Source organism: Nautilia lithotrophica (assembly GCF_054656815.1).
The window spans coordinates 406,738-427,512 of record NZ_BAAHXN010000002.1 but is presented as its reverse complement, the minus strand read 5'-3'; the positions used below and the strand labels follow the sequence as shown (position 1 = coordinate 427,512).

The 20,775-nt window shown below is 29.3% G+C and carries 17 protein-coding genes; all 17 read right to left on the bottom strand.

The window, feature by feature from the left end; genetic code table 11:
* Position 1 precedes the first annotated feature (1 nt).
* From ACYQ19_RS06765 to ACYQ19_RS06685, 17 genes are read right to left on the bottom strand one after another with little or no spacing between them, the layout of a single operon-like run.
* Positions 2-724 (bottom strand): hypothetical protein, encoded by a 723-nt coding sequence (locus ACYQ19_RS06765; RefSeq protein WP_459978673.1) that lies wholly within the window; start codon positions 722-724, stop codon positions 2-4.
* A 3-nt stretch (positions 725-727) separates the two neighbouring features.
* On the bottom strand, positions 728-1,132 hold the full coding sequence (locus ACYQ19_RS06760) for a DUF4150 domain-containing protein (protein ID WP_459978672.1): 405 nt from the start codon (positions 1,130-1,132) through the stop codon (positions 728-730).
* Positions 1,133-1,135: 3 nt separating this feature from the next.
* The gene (locus tag ACYQ19_RS06755) at positions 1,136-1,711 is read right to left on the bottom strand and encodes a DUF3540 domain-containing protein (RefSeq protein WP_459978671.1); all 576 of its coding nucleotides are present in this window, start codon (positions 1,709-1,711) and stop codon (positions 1,136-1,138) included.
* Entirely contained in the window at positions 1,708-2,568 is an 861-nt protein-coding gene (locus tag ACYQ19_RS06750) for a pentapeptide repeat-containing protein (RefSeq protein ID WP_459978670.1), read from the bottom strand. Before ACYQ19_RS06750 ends, ACYQ19_RS06755 begins: the two co-directional genes overlap by 4 nt.
* On the bottom strand, positions 2,558-5,638 hold the full coding sequence (locus ACYQ19_RS06745) for a DUF2169 family type VI secretion system accessory protein (protein WP_459978669.1): 3,081 nt from the start codon (positions 5,636-5,638) through the stop codon (positions 2,558-2,560). Before ACYQ19_RS06745 ends, ACYQ19_RS06750 begins: the two co-directional genes overlap by 11 nt.
* 10 nt (positions 5,639-5,648) lie before the next feature.
* The gene (locus tag ACYQ19_RS06740) at positions 5,649-7,319 is read right to left on the bottom strand and encodes a hypothetical protein (protein WP_459978668.1); all 1,671 of its coding nucleotides are present in this window, start codon (positions 7,317-7,319) and stop codon (positions 5,649-5,651) included.
* Positions 7,309-7,713 carry a hypothetical protein gene (locus ACYQ19_RS06735; protein WP_459978667.1) on the bottom strand — a complete coding sequence of 135 codons (405 nt, stop codon included), beginning with the start codon at positions 7,711-7,713 and terminating at the stop codon, positions 7,309-7,311. The genes ACYQ19_RS06740 and ACYQ19_RS06735 overlap by 11 nt, the downstream gene beginning before the upstream one ends.
* Positions 7,679-10,210, bottom strand: a complete 2,532-nt coding sequence (gene tssH / locus ACYQ19_RS06730; protein ID WP_459978666.1) for a type VI secretion system ATPase TssH — start codon at positions 10,208-10,210, stop codon at positions 7,679-7,681. Before tssH ends, ACYQ19_RS06735 begins: the two co-directional genes overlap by 35 nt.
* Complete coding sequence (locus ACYQ19_RS06725) at positions 10,207-11,070, bottom strand: type VI secretion system baseplate subunit TssG (protein ID WP_459978665.1); 864 nt, start codon at positions 11,068-11,070, stop codon at positions 10,207-10,209. Before ACYQ19_RS06725 ends, tssH begins: the two co-directional genes overlap by 4 nt.
* Positions 11,034-12,635 carry a type VI secretion system baseplate subunit TssF gene (gene tssF / locus ACYQ19_RS06720; RefSeq protein WP_459978664.1) on the bottom strand — a complete coding sequence of 534 codons (1,602 nt, stop codon included), beginning with the start codon at positions 12,633-12,635 and terminating at the stop codon, positions 11,034-11,036. Before tssF ends, ACYQ19_RS06725 begins: the two co-directional genes overlap by 37 nt.
* Positions 12,619-13,041, bottom strand: coding sequence for a type VI secretion system baseplate subunit TssE (gene tssE / locus ACYQ19_RS06715; protein WP_459978663.1), 423 nt, complete (start codon positions 13,039-13,041; stop codon positions 12,619-12,621). The genes tssF and tssE overlap by 17 nt, the downstream gene beginning before the upstream one ends.
* A gap of 35 nt (positions 13,042-13,076) precedes the next feature.
* Entirely contained in the window at positions 13,077-13,568 is a 492-nt protein-coding gene (locus ACYQ19_RS06710) for an Hcp family type VI secretion system effector (protein ID WP_459978662.1), read from the bottom strand.
* A gap of 3 nt (positions 13,569-13,571) precedes the next feature.
* Entirely contained in the window at positions 13,572-15,035 is a 1,464-nt protein-coding gene (tssC, locus tag ACYQ19_RS06705; RefSeq protein WP_459978661.1) for a type VI secretion system contractile sheath large subunit, read from the bottom strand.
* Positions 15,028-15,525 carry a type VI secretion system contractile sheath small subunit gene (tssB, locus tag ACYQ19_RS06700; RefSeq protein ID WP_459978660.1) on the bottom strand — a complete coding sequence of 166 codons (498 nt, stop codon included), beginning with the start codon at positions 15,523-15,525 and terminating at the stop codon, positions 15,028-15,030. The genes tssC and tssB overlap by 8 nt, the downstream gene beginning before the upstream one ends.
* Before the next feature lie 54 nt (positions 15,526-15,579).
* On the bottom strand, positions 15,580-16,956 hold the full coding sequence (locus ACYQ19_RS06695; protein ID WP_459978659.1) for a TssA family type VI secretion system protein: 1,377 nt from the start codon (positions 16,954-16,956) through the stop codon (positions 15,580-15,582).
* 7 nt (positions 16,957-16,963) lie between these two features.
* Complete coding sequence (locus ACYQ19_RS06690) at positions 16,964-20,221, bottom strand: type VI secretion protein IcmF/TssM N-terminal domain-containing protein (protein ID WP_459978658.1); 3,258 nt, start codon at positions 20,219-20,221, stop codon at positions 16,964-16,966.
* The gene (locus ACYQ19_RS06685) at positions 20,218-20,775 is read right to left on the bottom strand and encodes a DotU family type IV/VI secretion system protein (protein WP_459978657.1); all 558 of its coding nucleotides are present in this window, start codon (positions 20,773-20,775) and stop codon (positions 20,218-20,220) included. The genes ACYQ19_RS06690 and ACYQ19_RS06685 overlap by 4 nt, the downstream gene beginning before the upstream one ends.

The following is a 20,775-nucleotide window of genomic DNA, read 5'->3' as shown; positions in this document are numbered from 1 at the left end:
TTTATCCTTCTTCTATCATAATTAAACCTTCCCAATTAATAGATTCCAAAGTATATTTTATTTTTTCTGCAGTTGTAGTTTTATTTGCGATTTCCTGTTTATGTTCTTTAAGTTTTCTGCTAAAACTTTTTATTTCTTTTATCTTCGTATTAATGTTAGATTTTTTTCTGATTATTTCGGATTGAATTCTTTTAATATCTCTAATATAATTTTCAATTTTGGAATTAAAATAAAAAATCCGTGCCACTTTTCTGTTTGCCTCAATGAGTAAATCATTTATTCTGGACTGCATTTTTGTAGCGACCAAATGTGTGGTGTATGTTTGCTCTACATAATTTTCTATACTTGATACAGATTCCATCGTAAAAATCATATTTCTTTTAATGCTTTCTTTTAAACTATTAAATGTATGAGTTAGAACTTCGTCATACTGGTTTTTTTCTTTAACTATTTCTTCAAATCTTTTTTTTGCAACATCAAGTTCTACTTTGGTATCACTTAAATCTTTACCAAAAACCATAAGTTTATAAACACCAACAATTTTTTTATCGGTTAGGGAAATATCAATTTCCACTTTTCCGCCCAATGAAGCCGAAATACTAAGCCCGATTTTGAATTCGGTATTGAATATACCTACTATTTCATTGCTAAATTTACCTGTAATTTTTATATAACCGTCCGTTTTTTCATTTATTTTCGATTCCCAAAAAACTCCGTTTTTCATATATTACCCCAATACCAAAACTATTGTCTGTGTCGGCACAAGTGATGAACCGACCGCATTCATTGTTTCTCCGTTTTGCCCGGTTTCGGAAGTAACCCTTACTGCCGGCATTCCATTTATAAAAAGTTTTTCACTACCCATTAAAAACCTGGTAGGTCCCATTATTTCACCTGAGACGACACCTCCGTTACTTCCGGCCTCATCACCCTGAGAAGACGTTATTTCAGTAGTCAGGTTCAAAGCTTTTGCCCCGTCAACCACCAAATTTTCAGCTGCCGTGGCTCCGTTTGCCTCAGCCGGATTAGAGATATTAGGATAAGGAGTTGGAACCGGACCTCCGGGTGTTGGTGTTAAACAAACATCCGGAACCGCCAGATTCATACCCTCGTTTAATGTCAAAAGATACATAGCTCACCCCATATTTATGATATTTCCGTCTATTTTGACTTCGTTTTCTGCATTAATTACTATATTTTCCGAATCGATAATATCAATTTGCGTGTTTTTTTTATTTATTTTGGAGTTCAATATCCTGCTTTTACATTCGGTTTTATGTATATTCGCCCTGAAAAACAGGCTGTCACATAAATTTTTGATTGTATTTGAAACATGTTCAAAAAACTTGGAATGTATTTGTATAATTTTTGACATAAGCTCAATTTTTTCAATATAGGCTTTATAATTCAATATATTTGATTCAACGTTTTTGGCATTAACTTTAAATTCAGAAACGTTTATAGTTAATTTTTTCTGATTTATTTTTATCCCTTCCGTATTTCTTTCCAAAACTGATAATATATAGCATTTATCCGAGTCTTTAAACAGAAGGACTTTATCACCTCTTTCGGGTTCAACAAGGCAGCTTACGGCTTTTTTTGCTTTGTAAGTTTTATTGTCTGTTTTTACCACATACATTTCTTCTTTTCCGATTACAATCCCAGTTAGCTGAACATATACCATATCAAAGTTGTTTTTTCTGTTTGTCATTGGATATCCTTTAATCCTATTTTTTCATCATCTACATCCCAGTTTTCGTTATATTCCCTTTTTATTACATTTAACGGATTTAACAATTTATTATCCCGCACAAAGGCATATGAAAAATCACAGCTATTTACAAATGCATCTTTAAAATCACATTTTTGTATATCCGTATTAATAAACCTACAACGATATATCTGAGCGCTTCTAAAAAGAGAATCGGTAATTTTTGCGTTTTCAAAACCGCTTCCTTCAAAAACGGCCCCTGAAAAATCACAGGCAATTATTTCAGACCTGTCAAAAGAAGAATGTTTTATTCTGCTTTTATTAAAAATGCAGTTTTTAATCTGCGCTTTACTAAAACTTGTGTTTTCCATTTCGCTATTTTCAAAACTGCAGTTTTCAAAAACACTTCCGTCCAAAATTACATTTTTAAATTTAACTTCACTAAAATCTTTGTTTGAAAACTTAATTGAATTAAGCTGAACTTTATTCAAACTGCACTTGTTAATGCTTATTGCACTTTTAAAAAAACTTACTTTTTCCAATTGCATATTTTTTATTTCATTTTTAATATCACATTTGCTGAATTCACATTTAAACATATGCTTATCATTAATTTCCATTTCCAGTTTACACTCGTTAAAATATACACCTTTTAAATTTTCAAACACACATTTTTCAAATATACATTCATTAAAATAGGCCTTTTGGATTTTTTCAAATTTACAATTTAAAAAACTTATTTCATCGGCTACAAAATTATTATCGATATTTTTAATGACACATTCCTGCAGTGTAGCATCTAAAAAATCCTCATTTAAAATCTCTATTTCCATATTTTTGTAAATTTTACTGCTCAATATATTCCCTTTTGATATGAGTTTTTTCCAAGTTTGCATTGTCAAAAATCACATTTTTAAATTTAACATTAAACATCTCAACCGCAGATAAATTACTCCAAAAGAAACTTACATCCTCAAATCTGCTTCCCCTAAAAGACGCATGAAAAAGATTTGCACCCGCAAAATTAGATTTTTTCACTATATTAAATTCAAACCTTACCTTTTTCATTTCGGCTTTTCTAAAATCACTAAATTCAATCGAATTTTTATTAAACAGGGAATTGTTTAAAACACATTTTATAAAATTGCAGTTTTCTATTTTTATTTCAAAAAAAGTTGAAAAAGAAAGTTCTGTTTTTTGAAAACTGCAGTTTTTTATTGAGGTTTCCTTTAAAAACCTTAATTTGTTCATAATGCCTTTAAACATAATATTTTCCAATTTCGTTTTTATGAAAGAATCATTGTTTAAATTGCCGTTTATATCTAAGTTGGCTATTACACATTCATTATAACTATTTTTTCTGAAATCACCCTTATATTCCGTATTTGTTATATTACATCCGTTAAATCTGCAGTTTTCTAAATTTTCAAAAACACAACTGATATTACATTCAATAAAATTATTATTTTTAAAATTGCTTAAAGTCCCGTTAATGGAAATATTCTCAAATATGTTTTTTTCAAAATTTACCATTTCAGTGCTTAAAATATCTTTTTGAAAAATATTCGAAGAAACCTTACAATCTATAAACTTACAATTAACTATATTCATATTTATAATACTTTGTTCAAAAACGCAATTTTTAAAAATTATATTTTCTATTTTTCCTTTAAAAACTGATTTTTTAAACTCTTGGTTTTCTATGGTTTTGTTTTTTTCATCAAGTTCATAAATGATGTTTGTCCCGCTTTTAAGTTCATTTACTTCTATTTTTCTTCGCTCTTTTTTTTCTGGGCGTTCAATTTTTTTGAATTTATCATCCATCTCCTTCATCCGATCTTCAAAAACTTTAAATTCTGATTCAAGTTTTGTGATAAGATTTAAAAATACATCTTTTTTATTCAATATTTCATCAAACTCTTTTTGTTTGTTAATAAGTATTTCTTTAAATTCCGGATCTTTCAAACCATTTATATTATTTTGAAAAAGTGTCTGTATCTCATTAAATACAAAATTAACATATTCTTTATTATCTACATTTTCAAATTCAGATTTTACATCCTCGATATTGTGTTTTTTTAGTTCTTCAGCCATTTCTTTTTTAAATTTTTCAGATTTTTCTTTTGCATAGGATAGTTCTTTTTCAATTTTTTTATTAATTTCATTTGAAACTTCATCAAAATCTATGCTGTTTTCATATTCCAAATCAGGTGTTAAATAGTTTTCAAACACTTCTCTTAATTTTTTTTCATTAAAAAGGGATTCAATTGTTTTTTCGGATTGAATTACGATTTTGTTTTTTACAGGAATAGTTTCGTCAAAAACATACACCGGGGAATCTTTTATAATCTCAGTAATATTTTCGAAATTGTCAGTAACTATAACATTACACATATCATAACATTCAAAATTAACCATCCAGCCTTCTAAATCGCTTTTGGTAACAAAAAAAGGATACTTTTCATTTTCAATCAAAACCAAAGGAAATTTTTCATCACTGCCTTTTACTAAAAGCTCACCTTCATTGTTTTTGATTCTTACCGATTTCAATTTATTTCCGTCAAATCTTGCAAAAACCATACCTTTTGGTATCTCAACTTCCGTATCACCCCATTTTGACTTAATACATCCGGTGTTTACGCCTATTAAAGACAATTTAATAAACTCATCGGGATAAATTTTTCTTCTCAAAAGTCTTTTGGCACATTCGTTTACAAAAATAAAACCATCATCAGCCCATCCCTTTTTAATTTCAGGATATAACAGCTCACTCTTCTTTGGAAAATCAATATCTTTTATTGAATTTTTCAGATTATGCATTTCGATTTTCATATCTTCTATTTTGCCTAAAACATCCAAAAATTTCTCACCACTTTGCCCTGAAGGCAATAACCCCATCAATTCGGTGGTATCGAATTTAATAGAAGGCTTTTTCTGAAGTATCTGATTTAGAAACGTTTTTATTCTTTTGGCTATTTTTAAATCCGGCATTTTTTGAGGTTTAAGAATCTCTTCTTTTTCCATGTCGGGAATTTTTCTGATTTTTTTCAAAAATGACTCATAATAAAAAGATTCATCCTTTTTCTCATATTCAATTTCTCCATAAACATACTCAATATCACTGAAAAGCTCATCTTTTACATCAACTACACCTCTGAAAATTACAATTGCACACAATATATCAGGATATACCCATAAAGTGTCTTTTTTTAATTTAATTTCATAAAAATTATCGTTTTTCTTCATAAAACACCTAACATCAATTTCCGGTATTTCAGAAGTTATAAGAGGATATTTAGGATGCATGTTATATATTTCGATTTTTTCATTTTTAAAATAACCGCTTATCCTTTGGTCTTTTGGGGCAAGGTTAAAATAATCAAAATCAAATTCTTCCGGAAAATACGGCCAAAACTTTTCATAATCTTTAAAATTACCCTTCAGTGTCCTCATTTTAAAAGATAACGGCGTAAATGATGCGGGAATATAAGTATCATTTTTAGATGTAACCAATCTATTTTTATATTCTATTACAGGGGGATTTTCACTATTGTCATAATATTTTACTTTTTTGCTTTTAAACGGCTTAGGTTTTGTGGGTATGCCCATTTTCCAATCTCTCTCACCAAACACAACAAGTGATTTTTTATAATTTCCGACTTTAATACCCACTTCAACTGCCGAAGTTTCATTGTCATAAGCATAAGCACTACCGCAAACCAAAAATTCAGCATTTAATTTCGGAAAACCTTCATCTTGGATTTCTTCACAAATTGAACTAACTTTTTCCAGAAGTTCATTATAATTCAATACTTTCCCGTTTAATAAATCAAATCCGAGATAATAGCTAAAAACCCCGAATTTTCTTTTTCCTACCTGTAAATATTTATAAAAAAACCCGAGTTTGTTTGATTTTATTATTTTCAACATTCAACCTTTATAAAATTTCTAATGAATCTGTATTTAAACTCAAAGATTCTGTTACTATATTTAATACCTCATATTTAAATGTTTTAGCATCTTCAGCTTCAAAATCCCTAATCTGTGACAATATTTCATCCAGTTCCCTTATTTCACCGTTAAGCTCCTCTTTTCGTGAACAAATACCTTGCCAGTGCTTATATGCTTTATGAATTTTAGAAATTATTTTTTCACAAAGTAACACAGGTTTGTTTATTTCGCCATATTTTAGATTCATATACGCTTTTTCTCTGTTTATAATATCATCGGCATCATTCCAGACCTGGTTTTTCAACTCTTGAGATACCTTCTGTTCACTTTTAGAATCTTCCACTACAACCTGTTCACCAAACCCGTTTTTTAAAGCGTTATATAGTTTGTTGTATTCAAGTCCTAGTTCGGTTAACATATCTTTTGTAATAAGACCTTCATTAAAGGCTTTCTGGTTCATATCATTAAGATTTGCTTCTATATTATCCAAATGTTTTGCCACTAAAGTGGTATAATAAACAAGGTTTAAAAACGATTTTCTTAATGATTTCACCTTACTTTCAAGATTTGTTTCAGATAAAAAAATTGTAGTGGTCATCTGTTTTCTGTTAACGGTTTTATTTACAATACCAATATAAAATTTTTTATAAATTTTTAATATCTTTTCGGAATGCTCTATTAGTTTGTATGTTAATTGAGGATCTTGTATAAACTCATTATTTGTGGTTAACAAAACATCTTTATAAGTGTTATATTCAGCATACGCATTTCTTATCACCTCTGCAAAATCTTTTATTTTATCAAGGTCAGTCTGAATGTTATTTGCAAATTTCAAATAGTTGTCCAGATTTTTTTCATTTTCCGTATTAAAGAAAATTTTTTCTATTTTATCAATTTTCTTTAATTCCTCTTCTTTTTCTTTTTTTAACTTTTCAACCCTGTCTTTTTGAGATATCGTATCAAGTGCTTCTTCATATTTGGCCGTTACTTTTTTTTCTATATTGATAATTTGTGATTTAAACTGTTCCAAAGACATAAGTATTTTAAATTCTTTGTTTGATACGGTTCTCAATTCATTGCTATATTCGGCATATTGATTAGTAATTATTGTTTCTTTAAATTCAATCAATTCAGTAACAGCCCCAAGAGATTGAAACATTTCTTCAGAAATTTCTTTTAAGTATTTTTCCGTTTTAATATTTCTTTCGGTAATGTTATTTATATTGCTTCTCAAAATTTCATCAAATTTTTCAAAAAGTATATTTTTAATCTTTACTTGTAATATATTTCTATCCGCAATAATGTTTGAATTTACAAATCTTTGAGCTACCTTATCTATTTCTTTTAAAATTTTTTCTTTTATTCTTTTACTTTCAGGTGTAAAAAAATCCTTCCTGTCGGCCTCTAATTTTCCCTCTGCTTTTTCTATTACCAAATTAATACCCGTAAAAAAATCCAAATCATGCCCAAACATACCCTCAAAAGAAGCACCTCCGAAAAATTCACCTTTTTCTCCCAATATCACCTCATTATTGTATTTCGCACTGAGTTCTATTAAATTACCGATAAACCTGACACCTCTTTCCTTTTCCTCATCACCTTTAAAAGGTTTCACCCATTTAAAATTTTTCAGCCACTCATGTATATCAAGTCCCATCTTTAATCCTTTGACAAGCTCTTTTTAAACCAAAAATACACGCTTTTTTTAAATATTTATATTTTTTTGTAAGATTATACATTTCATAACATCCATACATATTTCCGAGTTTGCATGATTTTTTTAAAATTTTAAGTTTTTCATTCCCACTCAAACATCTGGCATATAAAAAGCATCCCAACCCTTCATTCATATCACACGCTTTTTTTAAAAATTTTTCTCCTTTTTTTATTAAATTATCACCTACTATTGTGCATGAAATGGCCATTCCCATATCACATGATTTGATAAAATATTTATTGTCTCCTGTTTTAAAACCCAAATCATAATAATCTTTGGCACTCATGGCAAAAAGCATATTACTCAAAAGTAATATTAAAAGTTTTATCTTCATTTAATCCTACCTTCACTGCTTTTGGCATTTTATTATCCGCCATGTGCAATAAAAGTTCTTTTGATATTAAAGGCATTACTTTTGTATTTATTATATAATCTATATTTCTGGCACCGCTTTTTACGTCTTTTGCAACCCTTACTATTTCATCAACCACTTCATCGCTGTATTCGAATCTGATTTTTTGAGCGCTTAATCTTTTAGCAATTTTGTTTAATTTTAATTTAGTAATTTCTTTTAATGCATCGTCGCTTAACGTAACAAATGGCACCACGGTTATTCTGCCTAAGAGAGCCGGTTCTATTTTTTTAAGCAGGTAAGGTTTTATAATATCTCTTAATTCATCTACTGAAATGTCCGGTTTTTTTTGTGTAATATCTTCTATTACGTCACTAGCAAGATTGCTCGTTAAAATTATTATTGTGTTTTTAAAATTGATTTCTTTTCCTTCCCCGTCACTTAATACACCTTTGTCAAACACTTGATAAAAGAGCTCTAATACGTCTTTATGCGCTTTTTCTATTTCATCAAGCAACACTACGCTATAAGGTTGTTTTCTAACCGCTTCAGTTAAAATACCTCCTTCCCCGTAACCTACATATCCCGGAGGCGATCCTATTAACTTACTAACAGTATATCCTTCCTGGTATTCGCTCATATTAATCGTTACAACATTTTTCCTACTTCCAAATAGTATGTCTGCAAGCACAAGACCGGTTTCAGTTTTTCCAACCCCGCTCGGTCCCACAAACAAAAATACGCCCAAAGGTTTGTCAGGGTCTTTAAGACCGCTTTTTGCAAATCTTAAAATTTCAGCAAGAACTTTATGCGCTCTTTCCTGTCCTTTTACTTGTTCTTTCAGTCTTTCTTCAAGTTCAAGCAGTATTTTGCTCTCATCTTTTAACATTTTACCAAGAGGAATACCGGTCCATTCACTGACCACTTTTGCAACCGTATCGGAAGTCACCTCAAAAAATATCATTGGGTTTTCAAGTTTCTCATACTCTTTTTTAAGTTTTTTAAGCTGTTTTTCATCTTTTTCATTAAGAATTTTATTTACAAGTGTTTTTTGTTTTTCATACTCTTTTTGTAAAGATTTTAATTTTTTATTTAGCTCATCAAGTTTTTTATTCACCTTTTTAAGCTCTTCATCATCTATTTTTATTCCGTGTTTTTTATCTCTCTCAAGAGCTTCTTTTTCCCTTGTTAAAGATTCTATCTCTTTTTGTAAATCTTCAATTTCCGCTGGTGTCGAATGCATGGAAACCTTTACCCTTGCACATGAAGTATCAAGAAGGTCTATAGCTTTGTCAGGTAAAAACCTTCCGCTTATATATTTGTCAGAAAGTCTGGCGCATGCGACTATCGCTTCATCGCTTACAAAAACATTATGTGCTTTTTCATAACTTTTTTTAAGCCCTCTTAATATCATTACAGTATCATCGACGCTTGGTTCGTTTAATTTTATAAGCTGAAACCTTCTTGCAAGTGCCGCGTCTTTTTCAAAATATTTTTTATATTCTTTCCATGTTGTGGCGGCTATAGTTTTAAGTTCACCCCTTGCAAGAGCAGGTTTTAGAAGATTTGCGGCATCATTTCCCTCTTTTGAAGCACCTATTAATGTATGCGCTTCGTCAATAAACAAAATTATAGGAATTTCACTTGACTGAATTTCTTTGATTACACCTTTTAATCTGTTTTGAAATTCACCTCTTACACTCGCCCCGGCTTCCAAAAGCCCCATATCAAGCCCCAAAAGCCTGGTGTTTTGTAAAACTTCCGGAACCTCGTTGTTTACGATTTTAAGTGCCAGTCCTTCTACCAAGGCGGTTTTTCCGACACCGGGTTCCCCTACAATTATCGGGTTGTTTTTTCTTCTTCTGGCCAAAACATCAACAATTTCCCTAATCTCTTTTTCCCTTCCGAATACCGGGTCGATTTTTCCTTCTTTTGCTCTTTTTGTAAAATCGATACAGAATTTGTTTATAAATCCTTCTCCTTTAACACCAGCTTCTTTAAAACTCTCTTCCACACTTCCTTTAACTATTTCAAAAAAATTATCTTTTAATGTTTGAAGGTTTATTTTTTCAAGCATGTTTGAGTAATAAGTGCTTAAATTGTTTAATTTATTAAGTATAGCTATTAAAAAAGCGCCGCTTCTTATTCTTTCTTCTTTCAGATCAATGGAACTTATTACCCACGCATCTTCAAAAAGTTCTAAAAGAACAGGTGAAAAAAGAGGTTTTGCACTGCTTCCTTTTTTCAAATCGTCAAGATACATGTTAATGGTTTTTAAAAACTCTTCTAAATTTACATCAAAATAGTTTAAAATAAGTCTGAAATCATCATTTTCTATACCTATTAACGCATACATCATATGTTCGGGCGTTATTTCATAATTTCCTCTGCTTACTGCTACACCGACAGCCTCATGTAAAGCTTTTGTCATGGTTTCATTAAGATGTAAAAGAAGTGATTTTAAATCTTTAGCTATCATTTTATATCCTTTATAATAAGATTATCGGTATTTCCAACCACGGCATTAACACCTATCTCCATTTCGCCAAGTGAAAAATTTTGCTGCTTTTTAAACCTAATTTCATAATCCCATACCATTGCTGATTTCATTAAATGTTTAATCAAATTTTCAAATATCTCTTTTTTCTCCAAAAATTGCATAAATTTTCGTTTGTTCATATTCATTAGCACTATTGAGAATTTATTATAATTTGTCAGTTTATACCCTATGTGGCTGTCTTTGCCTAATGTATTATTTTTTATACCTATTTCACAAAGCTGATTTTTATTAATTTCCGTTTCATTTTTTACGAACTCTTTGATAGTCACTTCAAATCTGTTTATTCTAAAAAAATATTGAAGAAATTCTGCGGATAACGGATAAGCGGCAATTGCTTTGAGTGCATTTAAAATTAAAAGCATATTTTTGTTTTTATATTCATAAATTTGTATTCCTGGATGAGATTTAAGCCAGCTTAAATAATAAAATTCATATATTCTTTTATTAAAAATATCAATAAAATCCCTTTTAATACTTTTATCGTTGTTTTTTTCTTCTATCAGTTCTTCCGTATAAAATGTAGGCAAAGGGGAAGATGCACCATACAACCCGAAAAAAGTAACCGTAATTTCATAAATTCCATCATGATAATCAATACTTACTATATCAGTCGGAGGAAAACTTAACGAAAGATGAGGTTTTATGATTATTTTTTTAAAATATTCATTTCCGAGTTTTTTGGATAAAATCCTTATAGCTTGTATGAAAGAAAAACTTTCAGGCTCATCTAAAAGTTTTTTTACTAAATCAATTTTTTCATTCCTGTAATCTCTTTGCATATTAATTCTTCCCCACTTGTTGTTTCTTTAATTTTTACTCTTATGAAATTGTTAATCCCCACATAAGCGGCAAGGAAATGTTGAATAACCAAGCCGAATAAAAACACATCATCATTATTTAAATAATTTTCCCTGTTTATTTTTAAAACCACTTCAATACCCTGAATCATGTTTCCTTTATAAATTTTGTATGCCACTTTGCTTTCAAAATATTCAATACCTTCAATTTTTTTAATATTTTTATATACTTTTGACTTGTCTTTGCCGTATTCAAAAACATGAAGCCTTAACATTTCTTTAAATGAGTTTAAATCATTTAAACCTAAAATATTTTTATTTACATGAGAAATAAAGCGCCACAGATACATATCATCCGAAGGTGCTTTTACTTGTATATTAACAGGCGTTATATTTGTAAATTCAATAAGTTCCGGTGTGTTTGAAGAAGGTTTGTTTATATCACCGGTTTTTAATAAATCGCAGTTTTTATTCATTGCAAGCACTTTAATAGAAAGTATTTCTTTTGAAACAACATAATTATTCAGATATATACTAAGACAGATATCTTTTTCATCGGATATGGAATCTTTTGTATAGATTTCATAAACGTGTTCTTTTTCGCTTCCGTCAAATTTATTATAATGAACTTTTCTTCCGTTTCTAAATCCAACCACGTCCAATATTTCATATATGTCATATTTTGTAAAGTTATTCAAAACAATGCACTCTTTTGTATAGTCAAGCTCAATCGGGTCCAAATCATATTCAAACAAATTTACAACAGGTAAACAGAAAAATTCTATATCATTTCCGTTTATCTCAAAATCCAGCTCTTTATTGAAAATAAATTCAATTTTTGAAGGATTTTTATTTATTTCAAGCTCCAAAATTAAGAATTTTTCAATGAACTGAAAATACTCTTCTAAACTCATATACGGATTATATTTATCGGAAAAAATATTTTGCTTTATGCCTTTAAAATTTAATTTTTCTTTGGAAACATTCATCCCGTCAATTTTTATATTTATCAAATTGTCATAAAAAAGCCTAAATATCGACACTGCTTTGTTTAATGGGGATTTTATAAAAAAATTCAGCTTCCCAATGTCTGTTTTTGAATCTATATTAAATTCAATCCTGTTTTTTTCACTGGAAATATTTATTTTTGCAGGATAAACTTCCATATCCCATACAGAACTGAAAGTATATGTTTCTTTATTGATTTGTGACGTATTAAATTTGGTATATTTTTTTATTTCAAGTTTTTCATTTAAATATTCGTTTGGCGTGATTTTTAATATGGAACTGGCGGGAAAAGGTTTTAAAAATTCCGGATATATCGTATTAAGTAGATATTCTGCGATTTTTGAATAATTATCATCAATGTTTTTTGCAATAAATGCGTTTAGATAAGCCACACCTTCCAATAATCTTTCAACGTCGGGATCGGTTGAAGGCGTTGATAATAAATTTGACACCGAAGGGTGTTTTTTAACAAATGTTTTTGAAAGGTCATACAATTTATCCAATTCATTAAGATAATATTTTTCAAAGTTTTGCTTCATCTATATCTACCTCTCCGCTTGATTTGATTTGTGTTTCAAAAGTGACCGGATATTTTTCGTTATGCGCCAGCTGTGCTTCTATTAAAAAAGTTAAAATACTTTTATCTTTATATTTATCAATATATTTAACTTTGATATTTTTAAGTCTGGGTTCATATTTTTCAATGGTGTTTTTAAGTTTTTCTTCTAAAGACCTGATATATTCCCCGTAACTCTGCTCGTGATAATTACTAATATCAGGAATTCCGAAATCATATGCTATTAGTGTGCTTCCCTCTTTTGTTGAAAGTATTTTTTTTAGATATTCAAAAATTGATTCCAACTCTTCTTCATTCGTAACAATTCCGGAAAAATCAGGATTTTCTTCCATTTTAGAAAGTCTTTCAAGAAGCCTAATTTTAAACATTTTTAACTCTTCACCCCTTTAAAAAAGGGGAAATTTTATTGACTTACCGGATTTTTCCAGTCATCCTCTGCTTCAATTCCGGCTGGTTCGAATGTAACTGTTATTTTAGAATAAGTAAAATAAACTTCTTCCATATCATGATACGGGCCGTTTTCAGGCAGGAAAGTTAATGGTTTATACATATGTGTTTTAACGATAATAGCTTCTTCAAGTTTTATCGTATAATAATGTTCTTCTTGACCTTTTTCATTAATTCTGTAAAAATCAAGCTCAAATGTTTTCATCTGTTCCCCAGTCGTTACTGCCTGAAGAATTTTAGGAGAAGCCTGATCAAGATGTTTTACAATTTTGAGCGGTTTATGGATTCTCTGTCCTGTAGGAAGCCCGGTGTGTGTATCTCTTGGAATTTCTATTTCATGTTCTACGCCGTAAACCAAAATGGTTTTTTCTCTTCCTTTTTGAGCAACGTCACCCTCAATTTTCCCCTGATTCATACCTTCAAGTTTTAAATATGCGGTTAAAGCCATTTTTTACTCCTTATCTAGTTTTCCAACCAATGACAATTCAAAAGATGCACCCATATATTTAAAGTGCGGCACTACTTTTAACGTAACTTTATACCATCCAGGTTCCCCAGGAACGTCATAAACATGAATTTCGGCCTTTCTTAAAGGTCTCCTGCTTCTAACACCCGGTGACGGATTTTCCTGGTCAGATACATATTGCCTTATCCATTTGTTAAGTTCGTCTTCAAGTTCACCTCTTGATTTCCATGTTCCTATATTTTCTCTTTGTATAACTTTAATGTAATGAGCAAGTCTTGAAATAATGAAATTATATGGAAGTTGTGTTCCTAATTTAAAATTAAGTTCAGCTTTTTTACCTTCCGGCGTATCAGGAAATTTTTTAGGTTTTTGCACCGAGTTTGCAGAGAAAAACGCAGCATTATCACTGCCTTTTCTCATGGTTAAAGCAATAAAGCCCTGCTCTGAAAGTTCAAGCTCAAGTCTTTCTGAAATCAATACCTCAGTTGGAATTTTTGTCTGAACTCCACCCATTGCTTCATAAGTATATACTGGTAGATCTTCAACAGCTCCTCCGCCCTGCGGACCGATAATATTAGAAGCCCATCTGTATTTAGCAAAGCTTCTTGCAACATTACTTGCAAATGCAAATGCGGTATTACCCCACACAAAATCATCATGATTTTTAACCGTTTCATTGTAATTGAAACTTTTTACAGGGTTTTCCTTTCCGTAAGGCACCCTTAATAAAAATCTAGGAAGGGTGAGTGCGAAATTCCTTGCATCTTCACTTTCTCTGAAACTTCTCCATTTAGCGTATTGAGGCATTTCAAAAATTGATTTTATATCTTTTAAATTAGGCAGCTCGGTGAATGAATCTATTCCGAACATTTTTGGAGAAGCAAGACCGATAAACGGCGCATGCATCATTGTAGCTACACTTGCGATATTTTTCATTAAAGCAATATCGGGTGCACTTGCATCAAACTCGTAATTTCCTATCATTAATGCATAAGGTTCACCACCAAATTGTCCGTATTCTTTGGTATATCCTATTTTATAAAGCCCTGATTGCACCACTTCAGGTGCATCTTCAAAATCTTCTCTTAATTCGTCTTTGCTAACATTTAAGATTTCAAGTTTGATATTTTCCCTAAAATCTATTTTATCCACTAAAAATTTCAAACTTCTCCATGCACTTTCAAGTTTTTGAAATTTTTCGTTATGAAGTATTTCATCCATCTGAGAAGAGAGTTTTTTATCTATTTCGGCAATCATTTCGTCTATTAACTGCTTTGAAACCTTTTCTTTTTTTTCACTTTTTAAAAGATTGTTGATTAATACCTCAACGCCTTTTTTAGTTATTTCATAACCTTCTTCTTCAGGTGTTAATTTTGTAGCCGATAAAATATCATCTATTAAAGAAACTTTTTCTTCGGTTTGTTGTTGTTGAACTTTTTCCTCAGCCATTGTTATCCTCCGGTGCAATATTTAATTCTTTCATTAATTTTTCCCTAAGTTCCGGGTCTTCAATAATTTTTTCCAATTTTTTTCTAAATTCAGGAATATTTCCAAGAGGACCTTTAAGAGCAATCAAAGCTTCTCTTAATTCCATTAGTTTTTTAAGTTCCGGAACCTGTTTTGCAATATTGTCCGGTGAAAAATCTTTCATACTTTCAAATTTTAAATGAACTGGCAATTCTTCATTATTTTCATCAACTTTGTTTTTAACGGTAAAATCTAGCTCAATCCCCATTGATTTCATGACATCGTCAAAATTATTTTTGTCAATATTTATGGTTTCACGCTCTTCTACAGGTGTATCATCAGGCTTTAATGTGTAATCACCCAGTGCCAATATTTTCAAAGGCAACTCAATTTCTTTTTCCACACCGTTCACATCGGCTTTATATACGATATTCACTCTCTCTTTTGGAGCTACAGATCCGTCATTTGCCATTTTGAACTCCTTTTTTTTTATTATAGCTCTTTATACTTAATTAATCCTTAATATTTATATTAATTGAAGAGGATTAATTTTTGCCAGCACTTTTAAAGCACTTCTGCCAATTTCACTATCTTTATCACTAAGTTCATATAAAGTTAAATATGCTTTTTGTGCTAAATCTTTATCTATTTGCGCTATTTGATATTGCTCCAAAAGTTCAAAAAGTTCATTTTTATATACATCAATAATTTCATCATTTCCTCTGTAAACTTCAAAAAATTTCAAAATCCAGTTAATTTTGTTTTTTATATCTTCGGAAGTATTTATATTTTTGGTTATATATTCTATTTTTTGTTTAATGTTGCCGTTTGGTATTTCATATTTGTCTTTAACGCTTTCTTTTTTAACTTCTTCTTTTAGCCATTGTTTAGTTTCAAAAGTTGCAAAAGGAGTTCCGTCAGAAAACATATATTCCAAAATTGTTGGGAATTTGTTAACAAACAGCCTGAGTGAATTTTTTATTCCAATCGCGCAGTTTTCATATCCTAAACTTTTTAATGAAGCAGCAATATAATAGTGTAAATCAAACCAAAAAACATAAGTGGTTATTTTTGATTCGCATACATTTATAAGATCTTTGTAATTTCCGTTTTTATATAAAGTTTGAATTGAAGATTTTTCTTCATAAGCGGGTGGCGGTATTAGTGTTTTTTTATCCGTTGCAACCGGAAGGGAGTCAATGTCATAAAAAACTATCATTCTTCTAATAATAAAATATTCGCATTTGATTTCGTTTTCAATTACATCTATTAACAACTGATTTAATTTATCACTCAAAATCTTTAAATTATCGTTAATATCTTCACTTAAACAGATGCAGTTTTCATTTTCTTGAGTCTGTTTTTCTTCCGATGTTTTTTCTTCCGGTTTTTCTGTTTGAACTTCTTTTTTAAAAATTTTCTGATTTAATAAAAACTTTAAGTTTGTAAACGCGGGGGCATAATCAATTGATGAAAGCTTGTTTTCTATTTTTTCTACACAATTTATATAATCACTAACATCATCTTCAAAACCGCTAATACTTTCTAAATACTTTTCAATTTTTGAAAGCCACCATTTTATTGCATTTACTTTTGCCTTTTCTCTTTTTGGAAACCCTTCTTCCCAAAAACTATCAACAAATTCACCTAAAAAACAAATAGATTTTTTAATATCTTTTTCCAAAACAAGTGAAGAATAAGAATAATAAACTGCGGCAAAAAAATCTTTTGATTTATTTTTCAAAATACTTTCGCTTAAATTTTTAATTTTTTTAAAATCAACATTTTCAGCCTGGGTTGGGGATGATAATTTTTCTATTTCCTCTTCTAAAGACATATACTCATCATCATATTTTACATTTTCCCCACATCCCCCGTTGATAGGTTTTAGCAACTCGTCCATTTTTACCTCACTTAGCTATTTTTTCAGGGACTTTCAGTTTTTTTGAATAATACAGCAGTCCGTCATCATCTATTTTATACTGCAATTTTATCCATTTTATTTTATACGCTTTTAGGTTTGTTTTAAAATCTTTAGGTGTCAATATTAAAGTATTGCCTTTAAACGATTTTAAAAATTCAACGAAATTATTAAATCTTTTTTTTATTACAAACGTATCAAAATAAATATACAGATTCGTTTCAGAACAATTTTGAGTGTATTTAAAAACGGCTTCTTCTTTAAAATTATAATTGTCTAAAACATAATTTTTAGTATTACATCTTAATTCCAGCCTTGTTTTAAAAGGTTTAATTAATGCGTTTTTGTTAATTTCAATCGGATAAGTTTGAATCTTAACGTTATATACAGATTTTTTATTGGCGTATTTTTTACTCAAATTGTTTAAAAAGTTCAAAAATTCATCCGTAAAATTCACTTTAAATCCGAACATTTTTTTCGGAACAAAACCAAACTCTTTTTTTTCTAAAAACATACCTATATTGTTGTTTAAAAACATACGGACATAACCATTAGGACCATATAATTCTTCAACGGAATAATTACTCAGATTACTAAGGACCTTCTGATTCCAAAGATTATTAATTTCTTGAGAAGTTTTATAAAAAGCTGTTTCAAAAATAAAATCAACCGGTCCTTTTATTATATTCCAAATAACTTCTGAATCGGCATATTTCGGCATTAGCTCTTTAAACGCTTCAAAAGAATAATAAAGTTCCGACAATTCTGATTTGTTTTGATTGTTTTCATATAAATTTTTAACTAAATTAAAACAGATTTTGCTATCGGATATATTTGAAAATTTATTTAAATTAGCAATATATTTATTAAATAAAACGGCTCTTTTTATATCTAAATCCGTAATTTCTTTATTGAATCTGTTTTTAAACGCTTCAATAATTTTGTCTTTTTCTTTTTCTAAAATTTCTACATAAGAATTCTTGGTTTTTAATGATTGTGCTAAATTTTGAATGTCGTTAAATTTTAATATTAATTTATTCCAGTTAAATTTCACTTTATAATTTTCAATCTCAAAAGCTGCTTTTTTCAAAAAGTTATAATAAGGATTGTTTATTGTGCTCATATTTATTGTTGCTAAAACCAAAAGAGAATCATTTTTAATGACATAATCTTTTATGTCGAATTTTTTGGCAAAATTAAACCATTGCTTAAAAAACTCATTTTCATACCATATCCAAAATTTATTCAACTTTTCATTAAAAGAATTTCTGTCTTTAACACTTTCTAAAAGCTGATTTATACTTATTTGCATATTTTCTCGGCCTTTTTTTGTAAAAGCACCTTCTATTTTTACATTTTTATTTATATTCAAATCCCAAAAAGTAGATAAAGTTATAGGATCAAGTAATGAGACGCTTTTATCTGTTAACCATTTTAAAGAAGGTTTGGAATTTATAATATCATCTAAAATATTCTGGAAAAAATGCAGATTGTTTACAAGTTCAACATGGTTGTTATCCCATTTTAAATAACTTAAATACTCGTTAGCAAAAATATGGGCTACATCGGGAGAAATATTTTCTTCGACAATAATAAAATTTTTAACAAAATTTTTAAAATATTTACTAAATTCCACACTGCCGCTGTTTATTTTTTGTTTTAGACTCAAAATTGTATCAACTAAAAATCCCATATAATCATTTATAATTGCGTAATCATTAATATAAGCAATTTTATTCAAATTATTTGATAAATCTTTTTTTATGACATTAAATACATAGTTGTTAAAAAAGATTACAAAATTATCTTTTAATTTTTTTTCTATCTTTTCATCATATCCGAAAAGATGAAACAACAACTGCTCTTTATTATACTCATACTCTTCAATTTCAGTTTTAAAATCATTTAAAGCTAAAATATTTTCATTTAAGCTATTCTTAGGTGTAGGCTTAATTGTCTTTATTGATTTTATTAAATTATATTCCTGATAAAAAGAAAAAGTTCCAATTCCCAAAATTGCAACTAAAATAGAAACTACGGCAAAAAAAGCTAATTTTTTATATTTAAATCTTTTTTCTATGTATTTTTTGATTATTTGATAAACACCTCTTTGGGATGGCAAAATGTTTTTAAAAAAATCTTTTATAAAAATGGAATAGTTTTTATTTATTTTTTCACGGACATCCAGAGAAAATTGTTTAAAAAAATTATATTCGCACTCTTTTTGTAGTGCACTTGAAAAATATATACCTTTGAACATAGGCTGTTTTGTAAAACTATCAGGTGAAAAAAGTTTTTGAGTGAAATTTTCAATATTTTCCCAAATATACTCAAATTCTTTTAAAAAAGCACTTTCTTTATACGAAATATGATCCATTTGTTTGAATAAATTCAATATTCTTTCATTTAACAATTCTTTAGCTTCCAACATCGCTTTTTGATATGTGTGATTATCTTCATTTATATAACCCATAACTTCATTAAAATGTTCTTTATAATGCTCAAAAAATTTAACAAATCCGCCGATTACATCCATTTTTGTAATCATTATAAACACCGGAATATTTACGCCAAGGGTTTTCATTAAATCTGAAATTCTTGCTTTTAAATTTTCAGCTTCTATTTCAAGTTCATTTGAATCGGAAAGCTTTTCTGCGGATACAACACAAACTATTGCATTAACAGGTTCTTTTTCCCTTGTTTTAGATAGCAAATTTAGAAGTTCTTTCCACTCTTCCTCATCCACTTCCATATCTTCAGCCACCGAATATCTTCCTGCGGTATCCAATATAACCGCCTCTTCAAAAAACCACCAGTCACAATGTTTAGTCGAATAAATTTTTTCGCTTCTGCTTATCGGTGTCAAAGGAAGCGATAGTCCTGAATATTTAACCAGAGATGTTTTACCGCTGCCGCTTTTTCCAAGAATTACAACCCACGGCAAATCGTAAACGCTTTTCCCGGATGATTTTAAAATAGAAAAATACTCATTCCACTCTTTTTCTATTTCTTCGATTTCAGGCTGTTTTTTAATCTCTTTGGCAACATTTTTAATAAAACTTTTTTCTTTTTTTCTAATTATGATTTTTCTTAAAATAATATAAAAGATATATAAACCTACAATACCTGCTGTTATTGACGCCCCGACCCACCAAGGCCATTGTTTTAAATAAGTAATATAAAAAACAACGGCTACAATAAGCAGAAAAATTATTAATTTCAACACTATTTTAAGTAATTCTTTCATACCAAGCCTTTTGACTTAATTAAAAGTTCCAAATTGAAATAAAAAAGTGAGAAAACCACTATCGTAATCAATATGAGAAAAATAATCGTTTTATAGTTGTATATATATTTTATAAATTTTCTGTTTTTACTTGGTTTTTTTAGATAACCAAAAGGGAAAAGAATGTCCGGCTTATCATTTTTATAGTGTTTTTTCAGTAATTTATCTATCATTTCTTTGTTTTCGAAATACATTCCTTTAAAACCCAGTTTTAACATAAAATAATAAACTTCTTTATTTTCAGCCGATTTCATTTTCTCATAAAAAAGTTCCCCGCCTTTATTGGTATGGAAAAATTTTTTTTGAAGTAGATTAGCAAGCCATTCATTTTTAAAAGAAACTTCACTTGATAAAATTTTTTCATCAATCCAGCAAACAACCGGAAAAAGTTCATCATCTTTTTTTAATGGCTTTAATAGATACAATATATCGTTATATACCTTTTCAAATTCCAATCCGTCTCCATTTTCAGTAATTTTCATTACATAAGCGATTATGGGAACTATCTGCTTCAT

Excerpts from the sequence above, each read along its gene's own strand:
- ACYQ19_RS06710 (WP_459978662.1), bottom strand. The coding sequence starts at position 13,568 with ATGGCTTTAACCGCATATTTAAAACTTGAAGGTATGAATCAGGGGAAA.
- tssE (WP_459978663.1), bottom strand. The coding sequence starts at position 13,041 with ATGTTTAAAATTAGGCTTCTTGAAAGACTTTCTAAAATGGAAGAAAAT.
- ACYQ19_RS06695 (WP_459978659.1), bottom strand. The coding sequence starts at position 16,956 with ATGGACGAGTTGCTAAAACCTATCAACGGGGGATGTGGGGAAAATGTA.
- ACYQ19_RS06735 (WP_459978667.1), bottom strand. The coding sequence starts at position 7,713 with ATGAAGATAAAACTTTTAATATTACTTTTGAGTAATATGCTTTTTGCC.
- tssB (WP_459978660.1), bottom strand. The coding sequence starts at position 15,525 with ATGGCAAATGACGGATCTGTAGCTCCAAAAGAGAGAGTGAATATCGTA.
- ACYQ19_RS06690 (WP_459978658.1), bottom strand. The coding sequence starts at position 20,221 with ATGAAAGAATTACTTAAAATAGTGTTGAAATTAATAATTTTTCTGCTT.
- ACYQ19_RS06760 (WP_459978672.1), bottom strand. The coding sequence starts at position 1,132 with ATGTATCTTTTGACATTAAACGAGGGTATGAATCTGGCGGTTCCGGAT.
- ACYQ19_RS06685 (WP_459978657.1), bottom strand. The coding sequence starts at position 20,775 with ATGAAGCAGATAGTTCCCATAATCGCTTATGTAATGAAAATTACTGAA.
- ACYQ19_RS06765 (WP_459978673.1), bottom strand. The coding sequence starts at position 724 with ATGAAAAACGGAGTTTTTTGGGAATCGAAAATAAATGAAAAAACGGAC.
- ACYQ19_RS06755 (WP_459978671.1), bottom strand. The coding sequence starts at position 1,711 with ATGACAAACAGAAAAAACAACTTTGATATGGTATATGTTCAGCTAACT.
- ACYQ19_RS06725 (WP_459978665.1), bottom strand. The coding sequence starts at position 11,070 with ATGCAAAGAGATTACAGGAATGAAAAAATTGATTTAGTAAAAAAACTT.
- tssH (WP_459978666.1), bottom strand. The coding sequence starts at position 10,210 with ATGATAGCTAAAGATTTAAAATCACTTCTTTTACATCTTAATGAAACC.
- ACYQ19_RS06740 (WP_459978668.1), bottom strand. The coding sequence starts at position 7,319 with ATGGGACTTGATATACATGAGTGGCTGAAAAATTTTAAATGGGTGAAA.
- tssC (WP_459978661.1), bottom strand. The coding sequence starts at position 15,035 with ATGGCTGAGGAAAAAGTTCAACAACAACAAACCGAAGAAAAAGTTTCT.
- tssF (WP_459978664.1), bottom strand. The coding sequence starts at position 12,635 with ATGAAGCAAAACTTTGAAAAATATTATCTTAATGAATTGGATAAATTG.